The 22814-nt window shown below is 69.7% G+C and carries 18 protein-coding genes; 9 read left to right on the top strand and 9 right to left on the bottom strand.

Going from position 1 to position 22814, the window contains the following annotated elements:
- The first annotated feature begins 91 nt into the window (after positions 1-91).
- From AQJ46_RS35760 to dnaK, 3 genes are all read left to right on the top strand, one after another.
- The gene (locus AQJ46_RS35760) at positions 92-1450 is read left to right on the top strand and encodes a hypothetical protein (protein ID WP_059209519.1); all 1359 of its coding nucleotides are present in this window, start codon (positions 92-94) and stop codon (positions 1448-1450) included.
- Positions 1451-1457: 7 nt separating this feature from the next.
- Entirely contained in the window at positions 1458-2216 is a 759-nt protein-coding gene (locus AQJ46_RS35755; protein ID WP_059209518.1) for a glycerophosphodiester phosphodiesterase family protein, read from the top strand.
- A gap of 97 nt (positions 2217-2313) precedes the next feature.
- Entirely contained in the window at positions 2314-4170 is a 1857-nt protein-coding gene (dnaK, locus tag AQJ46_RS35750; RefSeq protein ID WP_059209517.1) for a molecular chaperone DnaK, read from the top strand.
- Positions 4171-4177: 7 nt separating this feature from the next.
- Here dnaK and narJ read toward each other — a convergent pair whose 3' ends face one another.
- The 4 genes from narJ to AQJ46_RS35730 form a co-directional block, all read right to left on the bottom strand.
- Positions 4178-4663, bottom strand: a complete 486-nt coding sequence (narJ, locus tag AQJ46_RS35745) for a nitrate reductase molybdenum cofactor assembly chaperone (protein WP_059209516.1) — start codon at positions 4661-4663, stop codon at positions 4178-4180.
- A 146-nt stretch (positions 4664-4809) separates the two neighbouring features.
- Positions 4810-5604, bottom strand: a complete 795-nt coding sequence (locus AQJ46_RS35740) for an SAM-dependent methyltransferase (RefSeq protein WP_059209515.1) — start codon at positions 5602-5604, stop codon at positions 4810-4812.
- A 16-nt stretch (positions 5605-5620) separates the two neighbouring features.
- A complete protein-coding gene (locus AQJ46_RS35735; protein WP_079072552.1) occupies positions 5621-6484 on the bottom strand; it encodes a helix-turn-helix domain-containing protein in 864 nt (287 codons plus the stop codon).
- 185 nt (positions 6485-6669) lie between these two features.
- On the bottom strand, positions 6670-7494 hold the full coding sequence (locus tag AQJ46_RS35730) for a helix-turn-helix domain-containing protein (RefSeq protein ID WP_059209514.1): 825 nt from the start codon (positions 7492-7494) through the stop codon (positions 6670-6672).
- Between the two features lie 194 nt (positions 7495-7688).
- Here AQJ46_RS35730 and AQJ46_RS35725 point away from each other — a divergent pair, with 194 nt between their 5' ends.
- Together AQJ46_RS35725 and AQJ46_RS35720 are read left to right on the top strand one after the other, a co-directional pair.
- Positions 7689-7994: a 4a-hydroxytetrahydrobiopterin dehydratase gene (locus AQJ46_RS35725; protein ID WP_057608199.1), complete on the top strand. Its 306-nt coding sequence runs from the start codon at positions 7689-7691 to the stop codon at positions 7992-7994.
- Between the two features lie 4 nt (positions 7995-7998).
- Entirely contained in the window at positions 7999-8742 is a 744-nt protein-coding gene (locus AQJ46_RS35720) for a class I SAM-dependent methyltransferase (RefSeq protein ID WP_059209513.1), read from the top strand.
- Here the strand turns inward: AQJ46_RS35720 and AQJ46_RS35715 are convergent.
- Both AQJ46_RS35715 and AQJ46_RS35710 read right to left on the bottom strand, forming a co-directional pair.
- Positions 8711-9187 (bottom strand): hypothetical protein, encoded by a 477-nt coding sequence (locus AQJ46_RS35715; RefSeq protein WP_059209512.1) that lies wholly within the window; start codon positions 9185-9187, stop codon positions 8711-8713. The genes AQJ46_RS35720 and AQJ46_RS35715 overlap by 32 nt on opposite strands.
- Positions 9184-9663 (bottom strand): hypothetical protein, encoded by a 480-nt coding sequence (locus AQJ46_RS35710; RefSeq protein ID WP_059209511.1) that lies wholly within the window; start codon positions 9661-9663, stop codon positions 9184-9186. Before AQJ46_RS35710 ends, AQJ46_RS35715 begins: the two co-directional genes overlap by 4 nt.
- Before the next feature lie 40 nt (positions 9664-9703).
- On the opposite strand from AQJ46_RS35710, the gene AQJ46_RS35705 reads away from it, so the two are divergent.
- Together AQJ46_RS35705 and AQJ46_RS35700 are read left to right on the top strand one after the other, a co-directional pair.
- Positions 9704-10654 carry a helix-turn-helix transcriptional regulator gene (locus AQJ46_RS35705; RefSeq protein WP_059209510.1) on the top strand — a complete coding sequence of 317 codons (951 nt, stop codon included), beginning with the start codon at positions 9704-9706 and terminating at the stop codon, positions 10652-10654.
- 43 nt (positions 10655-10697) lie between these two features.
- Entirely contained in the window at positions 10698-12569 is a 1872-nt protein-coding gene (locus tag AQJ46_RS35700) for a rhamnogalacturonan lyase (protein ID WP_059209509.1), read from the top strand.
- A 49-nt stretch (positions 12570-12618) separates the two neighbouring features.
- On the opposite strand, the gene AQJ46_RS35695 is transcribed toward AQJ46_RS35700, so the two are convergent.
- The 3 genes from AQJ46_RS35695 to AQJ46_RS35685 form a co-directional block, all read right to left on the bottom strand.
- Positions 12619-13113 (bottom strand): hypothetical protein, encoded by a 495-nt coding sequence (locus AQJ46_RS35695; RefSeq protein WP_225887476.1) that lies wholly within the window; start codon positions 13111-13113, stop codon positions 12619-12621.
- A 289-nt stretch (positions 13114-13402) separates the two neighbouring features.
- Positions 13403-16078: a cellulose binding domain-containing protein gene (locus AQJ46_RS35690; RefSeq protein ID WP_059209507.1), complete on the bottom strand. Its 2676-nt coding sequence runs from the start codon at positions 16076-16078 to the stop codon at positions 13403-13405.
- Between the two features lie 298 nt (positions 16079-16376).
- Positions 16377-19292, bottom strand: a complete 2916-nt coding sequence (locus tag AQJ46_RS35685) for a glycoside hydrolase family 48 protein (RefSeq protein WP_059209506.1) — start codon at positions 19290-19292, stop codon at positions 16377-16379.
- 252 nt (positions 19293-19544) lie between these two features.
- Between AQJ46_RS35685 and AQJ46_RS35680 the strand changes: the two genes are divergently transcribed.
- Together AQJ46_RS35680 and AQJ46_RS35675 are read left to right on the top strand one after the other, a co-directional pair.
- Entirely contained in the window at positions 19545-21017 is a 1473-nt protein-coding gene (locus tag AQJ46_RS35680) for a cellulose binding domain-containing protein (RefSeq protein WP_208617034.1), read from the top strand.
- A gap of 48 nt (positions 21018-21065) precedes the next feature.
- Positions 21066-22775 carry a glycoside hydrolase family 6 protein gene (locus tag AQJ46_RS35675; RefSeq protein WP_059209505.1) on the top strand — a complete coding sequence of 570 codons (1710 nt, stop codon included), beginning with the start codon at positions 21066-21068 and terminating at the stop codon, positions 22773-22775.
- Positions 22776-22814 lie beyond the last annotated feature (39 nt).

Here is a 22814-nt window from a genome sequence, read left to right as displayed (position 1 = left end):
CGAAGGCACCACCTCGCGCAGGCCGCTCGTCCGGGGCGGTCTGCGCGTGGCGCGGTTCGGGGATCGGTTCGGTGGCGCGGGAGGGAACACAATGACGGTGGGAACGGCCGGCGGTACGGCGGCACTCGACTCAGGCACCCGTGAACTCACCCGTGTCGTCGTGCTGTTCAGCCTCACCGGCCGCCTGGACCCGGGGCGGCCCTCGCTGGGCAGTCTCGTCGACAGATTCGACTTCGGCCGCTTCGCCCTGCACCTGAAGTCCAGCGAGGCGGTGCTGCCCGTGCCGGTGCTCGTCGAGGACGTGGCACCCGAGGAGCTGCGGCTGCCGCACGGCGACCACGGACTCGACCTCGCGTCCGTCGAGATCGCCGTCCTCGCCACCCCGCGCGGGGACATCACCCTGGCCCTGGACTGCGGATTCGCCGGACAGACGCCTCCTGCCGCCCTCGCGGCGTGGCTCGCCGACACCTGCTTCGACCGGGACCGGATCACGCTCGGCACCACAGCCCTGCTCGACGCGCTAGGCGGCCGGCTCGCCCCGCGGGAGCCGCTCGCCTTCGGCCAGAACGTCCACCAACTGGTCTTTCCCGGTGGTGACTTGGAGAACGACCTGCTGGGCCCCGAAGAGACCCGCCTGCCCACCCTGCTGAACGAGATCGTGTACCGCGGCCGGCTGTCCACGTCCGAACCGCCCCACCTCCACAAGAACGGCCGCACGCTCTCCGCACACGGCCGCGGGGTCTCCGTCCACGCCGGCTGGGCCGAGCACGTGGAGAACGGCCTGATCCTGGTCGCCGTCGGCATGGTCTCCGCCCTCGCCGTCCTCCAGCGCACCCGGCTGGCCGCCTTCGAGACCATGCGCGCCAACGAACAGGCCGCGGCCGAGTCGCCGTACGAGATCCGCAGGCTGATCTCCCGGCTCTCCGACGGGGTGAACGAACTCCAGCTGGACCTGGCCTTCGGCGTCGAGGCGTACGTCGACAGCCTGCTGATCCCCGAGATGGTCATGGAGGCCTTCCAGTCCTCGCTGCGCGACGCCCTCGGCATCCCCGACAGTCTGGACAACTCCGCCAGGATGGTCGAGCGCCTGACCTCGGTGATCAGCGCCCGCTCGGCCGCGCTGCAGGCCCAGCTCGCCGAGCGCGACGACCGCAGGGACCGTACGGTGTCGGCGCTCGTCGCGGTGGCCACCGGCATCGCTCTGCCGCCGACGCTGCTGCTGGCGTTCTTCGGGGCCAACGCCTCCAACGTGGACAATCGGCGGTCCATCTTCGACGCCCACTACCTCCCGGCGTACCTGCTGGCCTGGCTTCCCTTCATCGCCCTCGCCGTGATCGGATACCTCCTGCTCAGACGGGTCAGCAGGCGCTCCGGCGCGCTGCTGGCGACCCCGACGGCCGCCCCGGTGCCCGCACCGCGGTCGCCGTCCCGTCCACCGTCCGGAAGCTGAGAGCCGTATGCCACGACGTCCCGCCGTCTCCGCCCACCGGGGCGGATCCGAGCGTGCCGGCGCCGCGACCTGGGAGGCCTACGAGGACGCGATCCGGTCCGGGGCGGAGTACGTCGAGTTCGACATCCGGCGTACGGCGGACGGAGTCTTCGTCGTCCACCACGACCCCCGGGTGGGACACACCGGCCCACTGCTCAGCGAGATCACCCACGCCGAGCTCAGCGAACGGTCCGGTCGTCGGGTGCCGGTCGTCGACGAGGTGATGTCCCTGATCGCGGGGAAGCTGGTCGGGCATCTGGACCTGAAGGAGAGCGGCTACGAGCGCGAGCTGATCGACCGGGCGGTCGCCCTGCTCGGCGTGGACGGCTTCGTCGCCACGACTCTGGAGGACCGTTCCGTCGCGGCCATCGCGCGAGCCTTCCCGCGTGTGCGTACCGCGCTGTCGCTGGGGCGCGACCGCAAGGAGATCGCCCGGACCCGGCTGGCCGGCACCCGGCTCAGCGAGCTGCTGCCGATGCGCCGGGTGCGCGCCTGCGGCGCGAGCGGGGTGGCCGTGCACCAGCGGCTGGCCCGCGCCAGCGTGCTCCGCCAGGCGGCCCGGCACGACCTGTTCACCATGGTCTGGACGGTCAACGACGACACCCTGATGCGGGCGTTTCTCGGCCATCCACGCGTCGACGTCCTGATCACCGACCGGCCGAGAAGGGCCGTCGCGCTGCGCGGGGAGCCGCACAAGGAGCGTCCGCCGGGGTACTCGTCCCACTGAGCAGGGCCACCCGCGCCATTGACAAGAGCGCACTCAAGTTTTGTGCTGGAGTGCGGGACGGCTCCCTGGTGGACATCCCTGGCGGAAGGGGACAGCGATGGCACGAGCGGTAGGGATCGATCTCGGGACCACGAACTCGGTGGTCGCCGTGCTGGAGGGCGGTGAACCCACGGTCGTCGCCAACGCGGAGGGGGCCAGGACCACACCGTCGGTCGTGGCCTTCGCCAAGAACGGCGAGGTGCTGGTGGGCGAGGTCGCCAAGCGGCAGGCCGTCACCAATGTCGAGCGCACCGCGCGCTCCGTGAAACGGCACATGGGCGACGGGAGCTGGCGCTTCCCGGACCAGGGCTCCGTCGACGGCACCCGGTACCGGGCGCAGGAGCTGTCGGCGCGGGTGCTGCAGAAGCTGAAGCGGGACGCCGAGTCCTATCTCGGCGAGGACGTCACCGACGCCGTGATCACGGTGCCCGCCTACTTCGACGACTCCCAGCGGCAGGCCACCAAGGAGGCCGGGGAGATCGCGGGGCTGAAAGTCCTGAGGATCATCAACGAACCCACGGCGGCCGCGCTGGCGTACGGCCTGGACCGGGGCGAGGAGCAGACGGTCCTGGTCTTCGACCTGGGCGGCGGCACCTTCGACGTGTCCCTGCTGGAGATCGGCGACGGGGTCATCGAGGTCAAGGCCACCAACGGCGACACACACCTGGGCGGCGACGACTGGGACCAGCGGGTCGTCGAGCACCTCGTGAAGAAGTTCCAGGGGCAGTACGGCGTCGACCTCGGCAAGGACAAGATGGCGCTGCAGCGGCTGCGCGAGGGGGCCGAGAAGGCGAAGATCGAGCTGTCGTCGTCCTCCGAGACCACGATCAACCTGCCCTACATCACCGCCTCCGCCGAGGGACCCCTCCACCTCGACGAGAAGCTGACCCGCGCCCAGTTCCAGGAGCTCACCGCCGATCTGCTCGACCGCTGCAAGACCCCGTTCCACCAGGCGGTCAAGGACGCCGGCATCAAGCTCGCCGCGATCGACCACGTGATCCTCGTCGGCGGCTCCACACGGATGCCCGCGGTCACGGACCTGGTCAGGGAGCTCACGGGCAAGGACCCGCACAAGGGCGTCAACCCGGACGAGGTCGTGGCGGTCGGCGCGGCGCTCCAGGCGGGCGTCATCCGCGGCGACGTCAAGGACGTGCTCCTCCTCGACGTCACCCCGCTGTCCCTGGGGATCGAGACCAAGGGCGGCATCATGACGAAGCTCATCGAGCGCAACACCACGATCCCCACCCGCCGTTCGGAGATCTTCACCACCGCGACCGACAACCAGCCCTCGGTCGGCATCCAGGTCTACCAGGGCGAACGCGAGATCGCCGCGTACAACAAGAAACTCGGCGTCTTCGACCTGACCGGCCTGCCGCCCGCCTCGCGAGGCGTCCCCCAGATCGAGGTCGCGTTCGACATCGACGCGAACGGGATCATGCACGTCTCGGCCAAGGACCTCGCGACGGGGCGGGAACAGAAGATGACGGTCACCGGCGGATCGGCGCTGCCCAAGGACGACATCGACCGCATGATGCGCGAGGCCGAGCAGTACGCCGAGGAGGACCGCAATCGCCGCGAGGCCGCCGAGACCCGCAACCAGGCCGAGCAACTCGTGTACCAGACCGAGAAGTTCGTCCGGGAGAACGGCGACAAGGTCCCCGCCGACACGAAGACGGAGGTCGAGTCGGCGGTCGCGGAACTGAAGCGGCTGCTGGAGGAGAACGCCGACACCACCACCCTCCGGGGCGGCGTCGAGAACCTCGCCTCCGTCAGCCAGAAGATGGGCCAGGCGATGTACGCCCAGGCCCAACAGCCGCCGCAGGACGAACCGTCCGCACCGCACCAGGAGGAGGAGGGTGTGGTGGACGCGGAGATCGTGGACGACGAGAAGGACCAGAAGGGCGGGGCTGCCTGACATTCCGTCAGAGGTGCGTCCCCGCGATCGGCAGCGTGGCGCACACGGCGTCGAGGACCGTCGCGTACGGCGTGCCGAAGCCGGTGAGCCGGGAACGGAGTTGCTCCAGAGCGTCGCGGTGCTCGGTGAGCAGGCCGAGGTCCCCGGTGCGGGCCGCGAACTCCAGCACCGAGGGCAGGAAGTCCGGCAGTTCCTCACCGGTGAACTCCAGCCCGGCGGCCCGGTAGACGTCCTGGAAGCGCACCAACGACATACCGCGCCGTGTGTCCCCGTCCTGCCACGAGCTCAGATACAGACTGTGCCGGTTCCCGAAGTCGAAGACCTGGACATAGTGCGCCGCCAGGTCCTGCGCGGGCGTCACCGCCGCGTGGTCGACGAACTCCCGCAGTTGCGGGGCCGCCTCACGCAGCAGCGGCAGCCGCGCGCGGAAGTCGTCGCCGGGATACGTCAGGCAGAGCGCCGCCGCCTGGTACAGCACAGCGTCCGAGGGCATCAGGTCTCCTCAGCGTCGTCCGTGTCTCGTATCGCGGTCGCGGCGATGTCCGGGTGTCGGTCACGTGCGCTCCCCCGGCTTGCCCGCGGCTGCTTCGAACCTAGGGCGGGGCGCGGGAGCGCACCCGTTCACGGCACCCGTACGGGTCAGACCTTGCGCGCGACCCCCGCGTACACCGGCACGATGCCCTCCGCCTGGGCCGCCACGTCCTTTGGACCCGGACGCCAGCCCGACACCGGGATCACCCCGGGGCCGAGCAGCTCAAGGCCGTCGAAGAAGCGGGAGAACTCGGCGAGCGAGCGGGGGAAGAAGGGGGTGCCGCTGCGGCGGAACTGCTCGGCGGCCCTTTCGACGGCCTGGGGGCTCAGATCGGGCGTGACCTGCGAGAGGATCACGAAACTGCCCGGGGCGAGCTCGGCGACGTACCGCTTGAGCAGCCCGTACGCGTCGTCGTTGAGGTAGTGGGTGAGCGCCACCAGGGACAGCGCGACCGGCTCCGAGAAGTCCAGGGTCTCGGCGGCCGGCCGCAGGATGGCGTCCGGGTCGCGGACGTCCGCGTGCACATAGGTCGTGGCGCCCTCGGGGGTGCTGTGCAGCAGGGCCTGCGCGTGCCTCAGGACGATCGGGTCGTTGTCCGCGTACACGACCTTCGACTCGGGGGCGATCTCCTGCGCCACCTGGTGCAGATTGGGCTCGGTGGGGATGCCGGTGCCGATGTCGAGGATCTGGCGGACACCGGCCTCCGCGGCCGTCCGCACCGCCCGGTGCATGAAGCGGCGGTTGGCACGCGCCCCGCGCACCACGGTGGGGTCCACCTCGAGGATCTTGCGGGCCAGTGCCTCGTCCACCGGGTAGTTGTCCTTGCCACCCAGCCACCAGTCGTACACCCGCGCCGGGTGCGGGCGGCTCGTGTCGATTCCGGGTGCGTCGGATCCGGTCATGCGGTGTCCTCTCCCCTCAGAAGTCCTCGCGGCGCTCCCGCAGCAGCTTCTTCGTGCGCTCGGCCGACGCGGCTCGCGCCGACATGTGGTCCAGGACCTCCAGATGCGTGGCGACCTCCTGGCGGGAGTCGAGGTACAGCGCACCGGTCAGGTACTCGGTGAAGACCAAGTCGGGCAGCTCCGGCTCGGAGAAGCGGAACAGCGAGAAGGGCGCGTACGTCCCCGGGTGCGGGCCCTCCTCGAACTCGCACACCTGGAGCGTGACCCGGTCGCGCTCCGCGAACTCCAGGAGCTTGTCCAGCTGCTCGCGCATCACCTCGGAGCGGATGCTCACCGGGCGGCGCAGCACCGTCTCGTCCATGATCACCCACAGGTGGGGCGGGTTCGGCCGCTCCAGAAGCTTCTGCCGGGCCATGCGCAGCGACACATGCCGCTCCAGCGCCTCGGAACCCGCCTGCCCGATGGTCCCGGCCTCCATGACGGCGCGCGCGTAGTCCTCGGTCTGCAGCAGTCCGGGCACGAAGTGCGGCTCGTAGGACCGGATGATCCCGGCCGCGCCCTCCAGGCTCACGTACAGGCTGAACCACTCGGGCAGCACATCGTGGAACCGCTGCCACCAGCCCGGTTTGTTCGCCTCCTCGGCCAGCTGGACGAAGGCGTCGACCTGTTCCCCGGAGACGCCGTACGTCTCCAGAAGCACCTGGACATACGGGATCTTCAGGGCGACCTCGGCCATTTCTATGCGCCGCACGGTCGCGGGGGCCACCCGCAGTACCTGCGCGGCCTCCTCGCGCTTGAGGCCGGCCGCCTCCCGCAGTTCCTGAAGCCGTCTGCCGAGCACCACCTGGCCCACGGTCGGCGCAGGTCGCCGCTCACTCACGCCACGCCTCCCCTACGCGTCGAAGCTTGCGTGCAGTGTGCCATGTCCCCGTGCCGGGCTCACCGGTCACGACCGCTTCCTTCATTACCTCCCGCGTAATCGACCGGGAGCCGGGCGGCCGGGATCGTGATGGTCACGGGTTCCGGGCCGGCGCACTCCGGTCCGGGGCCCGTCCCCGCGCCCCGTCAGGGCAGCAGTGAGTGGAGGTACTTGACCGTCGACGGGTCGGCCGGGAGGAACGTCTCGATGGCCAGCTCGGCGACCGTCACGTCCATGGGCGTGTTGAAGGTGGACGTGGACGAGATGAACGACAGCGTGCGGCCCTCGTGCTCGATCCGCATCGGCAGCGCGAAGTACGGGACGGGATCCGGCTGTTCGGGGCTGTCGTCGGTCTCGGGGACCGGCACCGGGTACGCCGACACCTCCTCGTACAGCTTCCGCAGCGACTCGGAGCGGCGCAGGGCGATCTGCCGCCGCATCTGTTCCAGCAGGTGGCCGCGCCACTCCCGCAGGTTGCGGATGCGCGGGGCGAGACCCTCGGGGTGCAGGGTGAGCCGCATGGTGTTGAGCGGGGGCCGGAGCAGGGACTCCGGGATGCCGTCGAGGAGCATCATGATGCCCCGGTTCGCCGCCACGACGTGGTACGCGGCATCGAACACCAGAGCGGGGTAGGGCTCATACCCCTGGATCAGCCGCTCGATCCCCTCGCGCAGGGCGTCCAGGGCCGGATCGTCCAGCGGGGTCTCCGGGAAGCGCGGGGCATATCCCGCCGCGAGGAGCAGCGCATTGCGCTCCCGTACCGGCACGTCCAGGTGCTCGGCGAGCCGCAGCACCATCTCCTCGCTCGGGCGGGAGCGTCCCGTCTCGATGAAGCTGATGTGCCGGGCACTGGAGTCCGCCCGCAGCGCCAACTCCAGCTGACTGACCCGCCGTTGCTCCCGCCAGGCGCGCAGAAGCGGACCGACGCCCTGGTCGGGGCGGGCGGCTGTGGTGGAGGGGACGATGGTCATATGTACGACCGTAGCCGAGGAGCGGACGCACGGGCGGGCCGTGGACGAGGGTGAGGGCAGCGGCGTGGCGGGAGGGGCTGTCCGCCGACTGCGCGCACTGCCTCGTAGACGCCGTGCGGCGCCCCTCGGCAGGGCCGCGGAGGCACGGCTGTGGGACGCTGAAGACACCCGGACCCTCAGGAAGGAGCGAGGTCATGCCCGTCGAACCCCTGTCGCAGAAGGAGATCGAGGACCGGCTCGCGGAACTGCCGGGCTGGTCCGTCGACGACGGCCGCCTCACCCGCTCGTACCGCCTCGGCACCCACTTCGCCGCGACCGCGATGGTCGTCCACATCGCCCAGGTCCAGGAGGAGCTCGACCACCACTCCGACCTCACCCTGGGCTACAACACGGTCGCCCTGTCCGTGCACACGCACAGCGCGGGCGGCGCCGTCACCGCGAAGGACTTCGAGCTGGCACAGCGGGTGGAGGCGCTCGCCCAGGGCCACGGAGCCCAGTGAGCCCGTGCTCGACTACGACAAGGAGGCCGGCGCCTACGACGTCACCCGCGGCGGCGAGCCCCGGGCCGCCGCGGCCGCTGACGCCGTCCTCGGTCTGATCCCCGCGCAGACCCGGCGGCTCCTCGACGTGGCCTGCGGCACCGGGATCGTCACCCGCAGGCTCGCCGCCGCCCGGCCCGCGACCCGGGTGTGGGGCGCCGACCTGACGTACGGCATGGCCCGCATGGGCGCCGTACGACTGCCCGGCGCGGTCGTGCTCGCCGACGGCCGTGCGCTGCCGTTCCCGGACGGGGTGTTCGACGCCGTCACCAGCGTGTGGCTGCTGCACCTCCTCGACCGGCCGGAGGACGTCCGTGCCGTGGTCGCCGAGTGCGCCCGGGTCCTGAGACCCGGCGGGGTGTACGTGACCACCGTCGACAAGGCCGCCGCACACGACGTGGGCAGCGACATCGACACCGTCCTCGCCCCGCGCCCGCGCCGCCCGGCCCCGGACGCGGCGCCGCTCGTCGAGTCGTACGCCGCCGCCCACCTTCTGCACCCGGCCGGGCAGGCCCGTTTCCCGGGCCGGGGTCAGGGTCGCAGCCCCCGGCGTACCGCCGCCGACCTGCGGCGCGGCTGGTTCACCCGGCTGCCGCCCGGCGACCCGCTCACGGAACGGTTCGCCGCCCGCCTGGAGGCGCTGCCCGACCAGGAACTCCCGCGCCCCGACCCGGTGTTCAGCGTCCGGGCGTTCCGGAAGGCCGGCTGAAGTCCATGGTCCAGTTGGTCACCCAGGTCTCCCCGCCGTCGACGGAGAACGCCTGCTCCCAGCGGGCTCCGGCCGCTGAGACGTCCGCCCATACGAACCGCACCCGCACGTCCTTCCCGTCGTGGGTGTCGTCACCGTAGAACTCGCCGCGGCCGCCCTCGAACCGCCCGGTCACCGGCGGGTACAGCTTCCCGCTGCGGCTCGCGGCCCAGTTCAGCGACCACTGCTCGGTCTCGCGGTCGAAGAGCCGCAGGGTGGCGCCCTTCGCTCCGAGGTGCGGCATGTCGATCTCGTCGACGTTCGCGGCCCCGTCGAACAGCGGCCGGCAGCGGCTGGTCGCGGGGAACTCCTCCCACCCGCTGTCCGGGTCGAGGAAGTCGGTGCGGCGGCGGTTCACCACCTTCCAGTCGCCGTGGAAGAAGTCGAAGTCGTGCGGACTGCTCATGCGCGGTCTCCCGTGGTTCCTTCGGGCAGGGAATCGGCCAAGTAGGCGGCCAGGTCAGGGACTTCGGGTGCGAGCAGGTGGCGTACCCAGGCGTCCCGTTCGTGCAGGATCGGCGGGAGTTCGAAGACGCACCCGATCCAGGGCAGGTCCGGCGTGACGAAGTGCGTGGGGTCGGCGTCCGGGCACCGGAGCGCCGGCTGTCCGGCGGCGGCACCCCGGAAGTGCAGCACGTTGTCCCACACCCAGCTGTAGACGTTGAGGTAGGCGCCGGTGTCCGCGCCCCGGTGCAGGACGGCGAAGGCCGCGGGCGGGGTGCCGTCCGGCTCCGGCAGCAGCTCCGGGAGGATCTCGTACGCCGCCTTCTCGACGTCGGGCGCGATGCCGGCCGGGTCGGCGGTGACGTGGTAGCGCTTGATGTGCCGCCCGGCGACCTCGATCGGTGGTCGCACGGTCAGCAGCTTCTCGGTGAAGGCCATGCGCAGGACGCTAGGCCCACTTCACTGACACCCTGTGGCAGTGAAGTCCAGTCGACTCGTCTCGATCCTCCTCCTGCTCCAGACCCGGGGCCGGATGACCGCCGCCCAGCTCGCCGAGGAGCTGGAGGTGTCCGTGCGCACGGTCTACCGGGACGTCGAGGCGCTGAGCGCGGCGGGCGTCCCGCTGTACGGCGACGCGGGCCACGCCGGTGGCTACCGCCTCCTCGACGGCTACCGCACCCGGCTGACCGGCCTCACCCCCGAGGAGGCCGAGGCCCTCTTCCTCGCCGGAGCGCCCGGTCCCGCCGCCGAGCTGGGCCTGGGCTCCGTCCTCGCCGCCGCCCAGCTCAAGGTGCGGGCCGCACTGCCGGCGGAACTGCGGGCCCACGCGGACCGGATCAGCGGGCGTTTCCATCTCGATGCGCCCGGGTGGTACGCGGAGGCCGAACAGGCGCCGTTCCTCCCGGCGGTGGCGGACGCGGTGTGGAGCAGCCGGGTGCTCCATGTCCGGTACCGCCGCTGGGCCGAACCGACCGATGTGGAGCGGCGGTTGGAGCCGTACGGACTGGTGTCGAAGGCGGGACGCTGGTACGTCGTCGCGGGACCGGGACCGCGCACCTTCCGCGTGGACCAGATCCTCGAACTGGCCTCCTCGCAAGAGGAGTTCGCCCGCCCCGAGGGCTTCGACCTGGCTGCCTGGTGGACGGCGTACCAGCGGGACTTCCACGACCGGCTGTACCGGGGTGAGGCACTCGTGCGGCTGGCACCGGGCGTGCGGCTGCCGAGGGCGGCCAAGGTCCGTACGGATGCCGATGGTTGGACCCTCGCCCGGGTCCCCGTCGAGTCCGTCGAGCACGCCCATGGCGCATTCCTGCGCCTCGGCACGGACATCGAGGTGCTGGAACCCTCCGAGCTGCGCGAACGGATGGCCCGGACGATCGCCGAACTGGCCGAAAGATACGGCAACTCGGCCTCCCCGTGCGGCGACTGAGGAGCGGAACCCGTCCGTCCCCACCGCTTCGGAGGTTCACCCCGTGCAGCACCCGCACCCGCACCGCAGACGCCGAGTCCTCCTCTCGGCGACGACCGCCGCCGTGGCCCTCGTGGCCGCCGGTCTGACCGCGCTGTCGCCCGGTACGGCCGAGGCCGCCACCGCCCGCCAGGTCGAGAAACTCGACCGGGGAGTCGTCAGCGTGCACACCAGCAGCGGCAACCTGGTCAGCTGGCGCTGGCTCGGCACCGACCCGAACGACGTGTCCTTCAACGTCTACCGCGCCGGCACGAAGGTCAACTCGACCCCGGTCACCGGCTCCACGAACTACTTCCACTCCGGCGCGCCCGCCGAGGCCGACTACACCGTCCGGGCGGTCGTCGGCGGTGTCGAGCAGGCGGACTCGGTCCACGCGGTCCAACTCCGCGGCGGCTACAAGGACGTTCCCATCAGCCCGCCGGCCGGCGGCACGACCCCCGACGGCGTCGCCTACACCTATGAGGCCAACGACGCGTCCGTGGCCGACCTCGACGGCGACGGGGCACTGGACTTCGTCCTCAAGTGGCAGCCGACCAACGCCAAGGACAACTCCCAGTCCGGCTACACCGGCAACACGATCCTCGACGGCGTCAAGCTGGACGGCACCCGGCTGTGGCGGATCGACCTGGGCCGCAACATCCGTTCCGGCGCCCACTACACGCAGTTCCAGGCGTACGACTACGACGGCGACGGCAAGGCCGAGGTCGCCATGAAGACGGCGGACGGCACGGTCGACGGCACGGGCGCGGTGATCGGCAGCGCGTCGGCCGACCACCGCAACTCCAGCGGCTACGTCCTGTCCGGCCCCGAGTACCTGACGATGTTCAACGGCCAGACCGGCAGGGCGATGCAGAGCGTCGACTACGTCCCGGCACGCGGCACGGTGTCGTCGTGGGGCGACTCGTACGGCAACCGCGTCGACCGTTTCCTCGCGGGGACGGCGTACCTGGACGGCGCCCGCCCGTCGCTGATCATGGCCCGCGGCTACTACACCCGTACGGTGATCGCGGCCTGGGACTGGCGAGGCGGCACCTTCACCCGCCGCTGGACCTTCGACACCAACTCCTCGACCAACAGCGGCAAGGGCTACGACGGTCAGGGCTCGCACAGTCTGTCCGTCGGGGACGTCGACAACGACGGCAAGGACGAGATCGTCTACGGGGCGATGGCGGTCGACGACAACGGCAACGGGCTGTGGACCACGAAGACGGGCCACGGCGACGCCCAGCACCTCGGCGATCTCGACCCCTCCCACGCGGGTCTCGAGTACTTCAAGGTCTCGGAGTCGACCTCCCAGCCGGCGGAGCTGTACATCAACCCGGCGAACGGCACGGTGAACTGGAAACTGGCCGCGTGCTGCGACAACGGGCGGGGTGTCGCCGGCGACATCTGGGCCGGCAGCGACGGTGCGGAGGTCTGGTCGGCCTCCGACACCTCGATCCGCGACGAGGCGGGCGCCACGAAGGGCCGCGAACCGTCCTCGGTGAACTTCCTGTCCTGGTGGGACGGCGACACGGTCCGCGAACTCCTCGACGGCACCCACATCGACAAGTACGGCACCTCGTCGGACACCCGCCTCCTGACCGGGGCGTCGGTCCACTCCAACAACAGCACCAAGGCGACCCCGTCCCTGTCCGGCGACATCCTGGGCGACTGGCGCGAGGAGGTCGTCTGGCCGACGTCGGCCAACACGGCCCTGCGGATCTACTCGACCCCGTACGAGACGACGACGAAGATCACCACCCTGCTCCACGACACGATGTACCGCACGGGCCTGGCCTGGCAAAATACGGCCTACAACCAGCCCCCGCACCCGAGCTTCTTCCTCGGCAACGGGATGGCTACGGCACCGAGGCCGACGGTGTACACGCCGTGAACACCGGTGGGTGCGTGCGCCATCGCGGAGCACGCACCCACCGGGGCGGCTAACTGAAGCCGCCGCTGAAATCGCTGTTGAGCTGCGCGGAGCAGATGTTGTATCCGCCCTGGGCCCGGCCCTTCTTCGTCTCGCCGTCGATGGTGACCGAGCACTGGACGTCCCCGCCGCCCATGAGCTGAGCGGTCACCTGGTAGAAGAGGGCGTCCTCGTCGACGCTCAGGCTCTTCTCCATCGGCAGTCCCTTGCCCTGGAGGTTGGTGCCGTCGGTGCCGTAGGTGATGTCGACCCCCGCGGGCGCCGAGCCCCACACCTTGAACACCGCCTTGCCGCTGGGGGCCGCATCGGCGCTGTCGGACGTGTCCGCCTCGGCCTTCGCCGTGGCCGTCTCGGTGACGGTCACCGTCGCAGCGGGCTCCGCCTCGGCGTCGACCTGCGCCGGCGCGGTGACCGTGACGGTGGGGGCCGGCTCGGCGGAGGCCTTCTTGCCTCCGTCGCCGTTCCCCGCGGCCCCGATGCCCACGCCGAGGAGCAGGATGCCCACGGCAACGGGGATGAGCACCCGCTTGCGGGCCCAGCCGGGCCGGGGTGTGGGCGGAACGGGCGGTGGCCCGAAACCCGGAGGCGGAGGCGGAGAGAAAGAAGGCGGAGGCGGAGGCGGCTGGGTGTACGACATGGTCCCCCCTGAGGTTTTTCGTGGGGGATGAGCCTAACGGGAGGTGTGAAGAAGAAGTGAGAGTTGTGCGGACGAGGTGATTCGGTTGTGATCTGGACATTCGATGCGCGGTCGTGAGGGCGCGTACCCGGTGCGGTACGCGCCCTCGACGGTTCGGTCAGGCGACCGTGCAGTTCTGGTCGCCCATTGTGAACGCCGTCGGTTTTCCGTTCGTCCCCGACCAGCTCCCCGTGAAGCCGAAGCTCACGGAGGAGCCCGCGGCCACGTTGGCGTTCCAGCCGACGTTCTTCGCGGTGACCGTCGAGCCCGACTGGGTGGACTCGGCGTTCCAGGTCTGGGAGATCGTCTGGGCGTTGGGGAAGGCCCAGCCGAGTGACCAGCCGGTCCAGGCGCTCGAGCCCGTGTTGCTCAGCTGGACGTCCGCCTGGAAACCGCCCGACCACTGGTTGGTGATCCTGTACGTCACCGCGCAGGCGCCCGTCGGGGTCGGGTCTGTCGGATCCGTCGGGTCCGTCGGATCGGTGCCGCCTCCGCCGCTCGTGTCGGACGTGTCGCCGTAGATCACGCCCCGTCCGTTGGTCGAGACGTACACCCGCCCGTACACCCGCGGGTCACCGGTGATGGCCGCGCCGGTCCAACCCCACTGGTGGGCGTCGTCGTTGATGCGGGTCCAGGTCGCGCCCTTGTCGGTCGAGCGGAAGATGCCACGGATGCCACCGATCTTCGCGCTGGTGTAGAGCGTCTGGTAAGACGCCCCCGTGGCCGCCTTCCCGAAGCCGATCGCGTCGGCCTGCTCGACGTTCGAGAACTTCGTCCAGTTCGCGCCGCCGTCCGTGGAGTGCCACAGACCGTACGCCCCGTCGGTGGCCCCGCCCGCGAGCCAGACGTCACCCTTCACGCCGGGCAGCGCCTTGAAGCGCACGCTGTCACCGCTCGGCAGTCCGGTCGCCGCGGACGCCGTGAACGTCGCCCCGCCGTCCGTACTCACGTAGAACTTCCCGGACTTGAAGCCGTAGAAGGTCTTCGCGTCCACCCGGTCCGACTCCACGATCGCCCCGGCCGGGATGCCGCTCGACGCCGACCAGGACGAACCGAAGCCCGTCGTGTACTGCACACCCGTGCCGTCGGGGCTCCACACGAACCGGCTGCCGTCCGAGGCGGCGGCCACCGTCCCGCCACCGCTGACGCCCGAAGGGTCGGTCCCCGCGAACCAGTTGGCCCCGTTGTCCGTCGAGAACGCGATGTGCGGGCCCGAGTCCAGATTGCCGACCCGTACCACCGTGTTCGCGTTCGTCTCCGCGAAGTCCAGACTCGTGGTCGTGGTGAAGTTCGGGGACGTGAACATCATCGACGGGACCTTGCTGAGGTCCGTGTGCCGGAAGCCGCCGACGTCACCGAGCGCGCTCAGCAGCGGGGCGCCAGACGGCGGTGAGGCGAGGTCGTTGACCGCGGTCTCCTCCAGGCCCTGCACCATCGGCTTGATGGTGAACTGGCCGCCGGAGTCCCAGGTCGTGAGGTTCTCCGTGCCGTAGACCGTCGCCCCCGTCCCGTACATCATGCGGTTCGAGTCGAACGGGTCGATCTCCAGCGACTCCGTCATCCATCCGAGCTTCGGCGTCTGCTCGGGCGGTGACGGATTCGCCCCCCAGGTCAGCCACGGGGAGGAGGAGACGTCCATGGTGTAGCGGTTCGCGCGGTTGGGGTACGACGTGTAGTCCCACGCCCGGGTCCAGGTCGCCCCGCTGTCCGTGGAGCGGAAGATCTGGGTGTCCGGCCACCAGGAGCTGTAGGCGGTGGCCATGACCGTGCCGGGCTTCTGCCGGTCCACCGTCAGTCCGCTGAAGCCGTAGTAGGTGTCGGCCTCCGCGACCGGGCTGATGTTCGTCCAGGTGCCGGTCGCCGTCGCGTACCGCCACACCTGGCCCTTGCCGCCGTCGTACGGCCCGCCCTTGTCGCTGTAGGAGAGATACAGAGAGCCGCCCGCCGCGTCCAGGACACCCTTGTGGGCCAGGTGGCCCGTCGGCTGGCCGGCGAGCCGCGTCCAGGTCGCGCCCGCGTCGGTCGACCGGTACACCGAGTTCTGGAGGTCCGCGACGCCGACGTAGATCGCCCGGGTGGCGTTCCCGGACGTGCCCGTCGACTCGTCGAAGGTCACCCAGACGATGCCCTGGTTGTCGCTGGCGTAGCCGCTCGTGTCGCTCGGATCCTGCTGGTAGTTGCCGACGTTGGGGAAGTTCGCCACCTGCGACCAGCTCACCCCGGAGTCCGTCGACCGCCACAGCCCCTTGCCGCTCGGCGCCCCGAGATACAGCACGCTGTTCTTGTTCGGGTCGACCGCCAGCCGCTCGCCCATGCCCCGCCCCGGCATGTTGCCGCCGAGCTTGAAGGGCAGGTCGGCCTTCTGCCAGCTCGCGCCCCGGTTCGAGGAGCGCATGACCGCGCCGTTCTTCGGGTCCCAGCTGTTGGTGTACGTCCCGACGGCCGCGTACACCTTGTTCGGATCCACGGCGTCGGAGGCCAGGCTCACCACGCCGGTGTGCCCCCAGTCGTCCCAGCCGACCGAGTCGAGCAGCGGTGTCCAGGTCTTGGAGGACTCCTGCCAGCGGTAGGCCCCGCCGATGTCGGTGCGGGCGTACGCCAGGTTCTTCTCGGAGCGGTTGAAGACGATCCCGGGGACGAAACCGCCTCCGTCGATCCGGGCGTTCTTCCAGGTGTACGTGTCGGCGGCGAGCGAGACCTTCGCGGTGCTGTCGGCCGCCAGTGCGGGTGGGGTGCCGGCGAGCAGCCCGGCCGCGAGCGCGAGCACGGCCGTGAGGATGCGGGTTCTTCGCACGGGAGGATCCTTTCCGGAAAGGGGGACGTGGGGGGTAAGCGCTTTCCCTATGGTGCGAGAGTTGCCGGGCGACCCCCAGTGCGGGAGGGGGCCGCCCGGCCGTTTCGGCCCCACCGTCCGGTGGCGGGACCTCATACACGGAGCCTTCGAGCGGTTTCAGGGAAGGAACGGTGCCTGGTGCGCCCCTTCAGGGGCGCGGGACTGCATCGATTTGCGGCTCCGCCACGCGAGCGCGACAAGCCACAACGGACCCGCAGTCGACAACGGTCCAACCCGCGGAGCGCTCGGCGGGGGCTGGTTATTCGAGAAGCTCCGCGTACGACCCCATGGCCAGGGCGATGTCCGCCTGGGCCCAGAACCGGTGATAAGTGAACGACGGCACCGCGCCGCCCGCCAGATACGCCTCGATCTTCGACCAGGCCGGGTCGTCCTCGTAGAACGACCGGATGGACTCGAAGGTCGACGACGCATTGATCGCGTCACCGTTCGGCATGGTCCCGGTCCAGCCGCTCGGGACGTACACCGCGTCGTCGAACCGGTTGTAGTCCGCCCGGTTCTCCGGCACCGCGATTCCCAGGCTGTCCTGGTAGTTGGTCCACATGCCGTCCAGCAGGGCCTTGGCCGTGGTAGCGGCCTGGGTGTCACCACTGCGGTCCGCGTAGTACGTCAGGGTCTTGGCGTACGCGGCGGCCACGCCGACGTCGTTGGTGTAGTCGGCGACGGTGACGTGAAGTCCGCTGTTGGTGCCGGGACTTGACGCGTTCCAGGTGTCGGGCTGGCCCGACCACTGAAGGGTCGACGGGATCTGGTAGGTGCCGTCCGGGTTGATCGTGGTCTTGGACAGCGCCCAGTCGACCCACTTGTCGAGGACCGCCTTGGCCTGCGCGTTCCCCGTCTGCTGGTAGTACTCGGCGACCCGCTCCATCGACCACGCCTGGAAGCCGAACCACTGGTTGGACGGCGGGTCGTGGTAGACGGGCTGCTGGTCGTAGTACATGCCGTAGAAGGTCGACTTTCCGGCCGGGGGAGTCGCGTAGCGGCCCGCCCAGCTGTTCGTCGCACCGCCCGCGATGGCACCCTCGTCGGACTGCAGCCAGCGGTAGAACTCCAGTTGCCGGCCCAGCGAGGTGTTCCAGTCCGCCGCACCCGTCGCCGACTTGGGCTTGAGGTCGGCGTAGGAGCTCAGCGCGTACGCGGCCATCGGGTTCTGGTAGCCGCCGTGCGCGTGACTGGATCCGATGCGCCAGGCCCAGCCCGCCGAGGTGTCGGTGGCGCCGCCCCAGGCGTAGTACCAGGACAGCAGGTACATCGAGGCGTCCTTGCCGGTACCGGCCGCGCAGGTGGAAGGACCGACACAGTTGCCGATCTTCTTGAAGTACTTGTCGTACATGGCGTAGCGCAGATAGTCGCCCATCTTCGCGGCCTTGCCCACGGTCGCGGAGACGTCGGAGCCCTTGCCCTGCTCCTTCGCCCACTTGTCGGCCCAGTACGCGGCCTGCACCGCACGTGCGTCGGCGTCCGGGGCGTTGGTGAACTTCCACTGCCTGGCGTAGGAGGCGTCACCGGTGAAGAGATCCAAGTACCCGTTCTTGCCGCCGTACTTGAACTGGTCGCAGGTCGGCTGCGGCACCGTCTCCCACACCGACTCCTGCGCACCGCGCTGGAAGGTGTTGATGTACGACGGTCCGGTGTCCGTCGGTCCCGCCTCGCACTTGCCGGGCGAGTTGCCGTAGCCGTAGACGTTGTCGACGTCCTGCAGCCAGTGCATGCCGTAGATGTCGTCGGTGCCGTACGCGGACTTCAGTTCACCGGCGATCGGGTCCGAACCCACCGACACCCCGGTGTCCAGCTTCGCCGGGTACTCGTTGGGAGTGTCCAGCTCGGGCGCGTAGGTCGCCGGCTTGGAGGCGTTGTAGAAGGAGTTGGTCGGCTGGTCGGCGTGCGTGGGGATCATGTACTTCTCCATGATGTCCCAGGCGCCGTTGAACTTGGACCAGTCGCCGGTCACCTTGCCGTACATGGCCTGGAGCCACAGGAGGTAGCTGTACGCCTCCGATGTGGTCTCGTGGCCGTGGTCCGGCGCCTCGACGATCAGCGTCTCGACCGAGTGGTAGGGAATGCCCTCGGGGGAGAAGTAGCCGTTCGCCGGGTTGGTGATCTTGCCGTACAGATCCAGGAAGCGGGCGTTGTAGGTGCCCGTCGCCGCGATCTGGGTGACCGTCACCGAAGCCTTGGCGTGGCCCGTCGCCGTCGACTCGAAGGTCGCCGCGCCGGTGCCGGAGGCGTTGCCGGTGATGGTCACCGTCTGCGCGGTGTTCCAGTTCGACGGGGTGAAGGTGAGCGAGGCGCCGCCGGTCACCGACAGACCGGCGTTGCCGCCGGTGCGGGCGGTCGTGACGGTCACGTTGGCCGAGGGCTGCGTCGACAGCTTCACGGTGTACGTGCCCGTCTTGCCCTGCTGGACGGCGAGTTGGGTGGCCGAGGCGACGACCGCGGGACCCGAGGCGACCGTGATGCCGACCGGCGTCGACTCCCCGGACGCGCCCAGGCTGTCGTACGCCTTCGCGAGCAGCGAATGACTGCCCACGGTCAAACTTGAGACCGAGAGCGAGTACGGCGACGTCGTGTCCGTGCCCAGCAGCGTGGTGTTGTCGTAGAACTCCACCTTGCTGATGGTCGCGTTGTCCGCGGCGGCGGCCGTCGCGGCGAGCGGGACCGCGTTGCCCTGGGTGTAGACCGCGCCCGCGGCCGGGCTGGTCAGCACGGTGATCGGCGGCTGGTGGGCGCCGGTGCACGAGGTGCCGTTGATCGCGAAGTTCGTCGGCGCCGCGTTGGCGCCGCTGTAGGTGAACTGCCCGCCGGTGGTGACGGCGGAGCCCGCGGCGATGTTCGCGTTGTACGAGGCGCTGTTGACCGTGACCGTCTGGCCGGACTGGGACCAGGTCCCGTTCCAGCCGTTGCTCAGCTTCTGGTTGCCCGCGTAGCTGTACGTCAGGGTCCAGCCGTTGATGGCGTCCGTGCCGCGGTTGGTGATCGTCAGATCCGCGGTGAAGCCGGAGCCCCAGTCATTGGTCTTGTAGTCGACACTGCACTGAACTGCAGCTGCCTGTGCGGGAGTTGAAGCCGCACTCAGCATCGCGAACGGCAGTGCCATGGCCGCCACGACAGCGGTCCACAATCGCCGGACGGTCCGGCGTCTCCTGGTGGGGGGCATTGCTGGTTCCTCCTTGTGCGGCTCGGAGAAGTCAAGGCTTGAACCAGTGGGAGCGCTCCCATAGTGGAGACGACCATTCAAGGGGTCAAGGCTCGTGAAGAGTCGAAAAGATTCGACGAACGTGACTGAGGAAAAGTCAAGTGACCCCTCTGTTCTTTGCCGTCACTTGGCGCTACCTTCCTTGACATCAGTGGGAGCGATTCCATCAGTCGACGCGTCCGTAACGGCGCGCTGATCTGCAAGGAGTCGCTCATGCGACACCCCCCGCGTTCAGTACTTGCAGCCGTTGCCGGCGCGGTCGCCCTCATCGGGTCCGTGACGGTGCCGGTGGTCACGGCGTCCGGCGCCGCCCCTGCCTGCTCGGTGGAGTACTCCGTCACCAGCCAGTGGGGCAGCGGCTTCCAAGGTGCCGTGAAAATCACCAACAACACGGCCGCCGTGAGTAGTTGGAGCCTCGCCTTCGACTTCGCCGGCGGCCAGAAGCTCACCCAGGGCTGGAACGCGACATGGTCCCAGTCCGGTACGACGGTCACCGCGGCCAATGAGAGCTACAACGGCTCCCTGGCCACCGGAGCGAGTGTCAGCGCCGGATTCATCGCGTCCTGGTCGGGGAGCAACGCCGTTCCGACCTCGTTCAAGCTCAACGGCACCAGCTGCAACACGGCCGTCGAGCCCTCGCCCACACCGGAGCCGACGGATCCCGCGGAAGACGGGCCCCCCGTCCTCCGCGCGTCGGGCAACAAGCTCGTGGACGCCGGCGGCGCGACCCGCCGTCTGCTCGGCGTGAACCGGTCCGGCGGCGAGTTCATGTGCGTCCAAGGCCGGGGCATCTTCGACGGCCCGGTCGACGACGCCTCGGTGAAGGCGATCGCCGACTGGAAGGCGAACACGGTCCGCATCCCTCTCAACGAGGAGTGCTGGCTGGGGCTGTCCACCATCGATCCGGCCTACGCCGGGGCGAACTACATCAACGCCGTCAAGGACCTGGTCGCCAAGGTCAAGGGCCACGGCATGACACCCGTGGTCGAACTGCACTGGACCTACGGGCAGTACACCGGCAACTCCGCCGGCTGCTCCGACGTGCACGCCAGTTGCCAGAAACCGATGCCCGACATGCAGTACACGCCCTCCTTCTGGGCCTCGGTGGCCAACACCTTCAAGAACGACCGCACCGTCGTCTTCGACTTGTTCAACGAGCCCTACCCGGACCGCGCCACCTCCACGACCACCCAGGCGTGGCAGTGCTGGCGGGACGGCGGCAGCTGCCCGGGCATCGGGTACGAGGTCGCCGGTATGCAGGATCTCGTCGACAGCGTCCGGGGCACCGGCGCGACCAACCTGATCCTGGCCGGGGGGATCGCCTACTCCAACGACCTCAGCCAGTGGCTGACGTACAGACCGGCCGACCCGGCGGGCAATCTCGCCGCCGCCTGGCACGTGTACAACTTCAACACCTGCGCCAACGAGAGCTGCTGGAACTCCACGCTCGCCCCGGTGGTCGCCCAAGTCCCCCTCGTGGCAGGGGAGATCGGCGAGAACACCTGCGCGCACGGATTCATCGACCAGGTCATGAAGTGGTTCGACGACCGCGGTCTGTCGTACCTCGGCTGGACCTGGAACACCTGGGACTGCTCCTCCGGACCGTCTCTGATCAGCAGCTACGACGGCACACCCACAGCGTTCGGCACCGGGCTGCGTGACCATCTGCGCGCCCTGAACGGATAGCACCCGCCCAACGGACACCATCCGCGAACGAGAAGGAAACCCGCACTCATGAGTCGTACGAGAACAGCGCTCCTCGCTGCCCTGGCGCTGGTCGCCGGGGCCTCCGGGACCGCACTGGCCGTGACCCCCGGGGACGCAGGCCTCGCCGCCGTCCCCTGCACCGTGGACTACAAGGTGCAGAACCAGTGGGACACCGGCTTCACCGCCGCCGTCACCATCACCAACAACACCACGGCCAAGTCGAGTTGGTCGCTGAAGTGGGCGTACGCCGGAAACCAGAAGGTCACCAGCGGCTGGAACGCCAAGATCAGCCAGAGCGGCACGGCCGTCACCGCCGCGAACGAGTCCTACAACGGCACGCTCGCCACCGGCGGTTCGGTCAGCTTCGGCTTCCAGGGCACCTACAGCGGCACCAACGCCGTCCCGGCCACCTTCACCCTCGACGGGGTGACCTGCAACGTCGACGGCGGCACCGATCCGACGAACCCGCCGGACCCCGGGGGCGGCACCAAGGTCGACAACCCGTACGCCGGCGCCAAGGTGTACGTGAACCCCGAGTGGTCGGCGAAGGCCGCCGCGGAGCCGGGTGGCAGCCGGATCTCCAACCAGCCCACCGGTGTGTGGCTGGACCGGATCGCCGCCATCAACGGCGTCAACGGCGGGATGGGACTGCGCGCCCACCTCGACAAGGCCCTGGAGCAGAAGGGCAGCGGCGAACTCGTCGTCCAGCTGGTCATCTACAACCTGCCCGGCCGTGACTGTGCGGCGCTCGCCTCCAACGGCGAACTCGGTGCCACGGAGATCGACAAGTACAAGACGCAGTACATCGACCCGATCGCGGCGATCCTCGCCGACCCCAAGTACGCCTCGCTGCGGATCGTCAACACGATCGAGATCGACTCGCTGCCCAACCTCGTCACCAACGTCTCGCCGCGGGCCACCGCCACCGCCAACTGCGACACCATGAAGGCCAACGGCAACTACATCAAGGGCGTCGGCTACGCGCTGAACAAGCTCGGCGACGCGCCCAACGTCTACAACTACGTGGACGCCGGACACCACGGCTGGATCGGCTGGGACGACAACTTCTCGGCGACCGTCCAGACCATCAAGCAGGCGGCGACCGCCGAGGGCGCCACCGTCAACGACGTGCAGGGCTTCATCACCAACACCGCCAACTACAGCGCTCTGAAGGAGCAGTACTTCACCATCAACGACTCCGCGGGCGGCAAGTCCGTGCGCGAGTCGAAGTGGGTGGACTGGAACCGGTACACCGACGAGCTCTCCTTCGCCCAGGCCTTCCGCCAGGAAGCGGTGAACCAGGGCTTCGCCTCGGGCGTCGGCATGCTGATCGACACCTCCCGCAACGGCTGGGGCGGCACCGCCCGGCCCACCGGCCCTGGCGCCACGACGGACGTGGACACCTACGTCAACGGCGGCCGGATCGACCGGCGGATCCATGTCGGCAACTGGTGCAACCAGTCGGGGGCCGGTCTCGGTGAGCGTCCGCAGGCCGGCCCGGCTGCCGGGATCGACGCCTACGTGTGGATCAAGCCTCCGGGTGAGTCCGACGGGTCCAGCTCCGCGATCGCGAACGACGAGGGCAAGGGCTTCGACCGGATGTGCGACCCGACGTACACCGGCAACCCGAGGAACAACAACAACATGTCCGGTGCGCTGCCGAACGCTCCGCTGTCGGGGCACTGGTTCTCGGCGCAGTTCCAGCAGCTGATGCAGAACGCGTATCCGGCGCTCTGAGGAAATGCGGGGTGCTGTGCGATGTCGGCTGCGGGTTCG

This window comes from Streptomyces canus, from assembly GCF_001514145.1.
GTDB lineage: Bacteria > Actinomycetota > Actinomycetes > Streptomycetales > Streptomycetaceae > Streptomyces > Streptomyces canus.
The sequence above is the reverse complement of the archived record's forward strand: the minus strand, read 5'-3'. Positions and strand labels throughout refer to the sequence as shown.

What these genes read in the sequence shown, in the direction of transcription:
- AQJ46_RS35715 (WP_059209512.1), bottom strand. Translation starts at nt 9,187, where the DNA reads ATGAGCAGTCCGCACGACTTCGACTTCTTCCACGGCGACTGGAAGGTG.
- AQJ46_RS35730 (WP_059209514.1), bottom strand. Translation starts at nt 7,494, where the DNA reads ATGACCATCGTCCCCTCCACCACAGCCGCCCGCCCCGACCAGGGCGTC.
- AQJ46_RS35685 (WP_059209506.1), bottom strand. Translation starts at nt 19,292, where the DNA reads ATGCCCCCCACCAGGAGACGCCGGACCGTCCGGCGATTGTGGACCGCT.
- AQJ46_RS35740 (WP_059209515.1), bottom strand. Translation starts at nt 5,604, where the DNA reads ATGACCGGATCCGACGCACCCGGAATCGACACGAGCCGCCCGCACCCG.
- narJ (WP_059209516.1), bottom strand. Translation starts at nt 4,663, where the DNA reads ATGCCCTCGGACGCTGTGCTGTACCAGGCGGCGGCGCTCTGCCTGACG.
- dnaK (WP_059209517.1), top strand. Translation starts at nt 2,314, where the DNA reads ATGGCACGAGCGGTAGGGATCGATCTCGGGACCACGAACTCGGTGGTC.
- AQJ46_RS35675 (WP_059209505.1), top strand. Translation starts at nt 21,066, where the DNA reads ATGAGTCGTACGAGAACAGCGCTCCTCGCTGCCCTGGCGCTGGTCGCC.
- AQJ46_RS35725 (WP_057608199.1), top strand. Translation starts at nt 7,689, where the DNA reads ATGCCCGTCGAACCCCTGTCGCAGAAGGAGATCGAGGACCGGCTCGCG.
- AQJ46_RS35680 (WP_208617034.1), top strand. Translation starts at nt 19,545, where the DNA reads ATGCGACACCCCCCGCGTTCAGTACTTGCAGCCGTTGCCGGCGCGGTC.
- AQJ46_RS35710 (WP_059209511.1), bottom strand. Translation starts at nt 9,663, where the DNA reads ATGGCCTTCACCGAGAAGCTGCTGACCGTGCGACCACCGATCGAGGTC.
- AQJ46_RS35760 (WP_059209519.1), top strand. Translation starts at nt 92, where the DNA reads ATGACGGTGGGAACGGCCGGCGGTACGGCGGCACTCGACTCAGGCACC.
- AQJ46_RS35755 (WP_059209518.1), top strand. Translation starts at nt 1,458, where the DNA reads ATGCCACGACGTCCCGCCGTCTCCGCCCACCGGGGCGGATCCGAGCGT.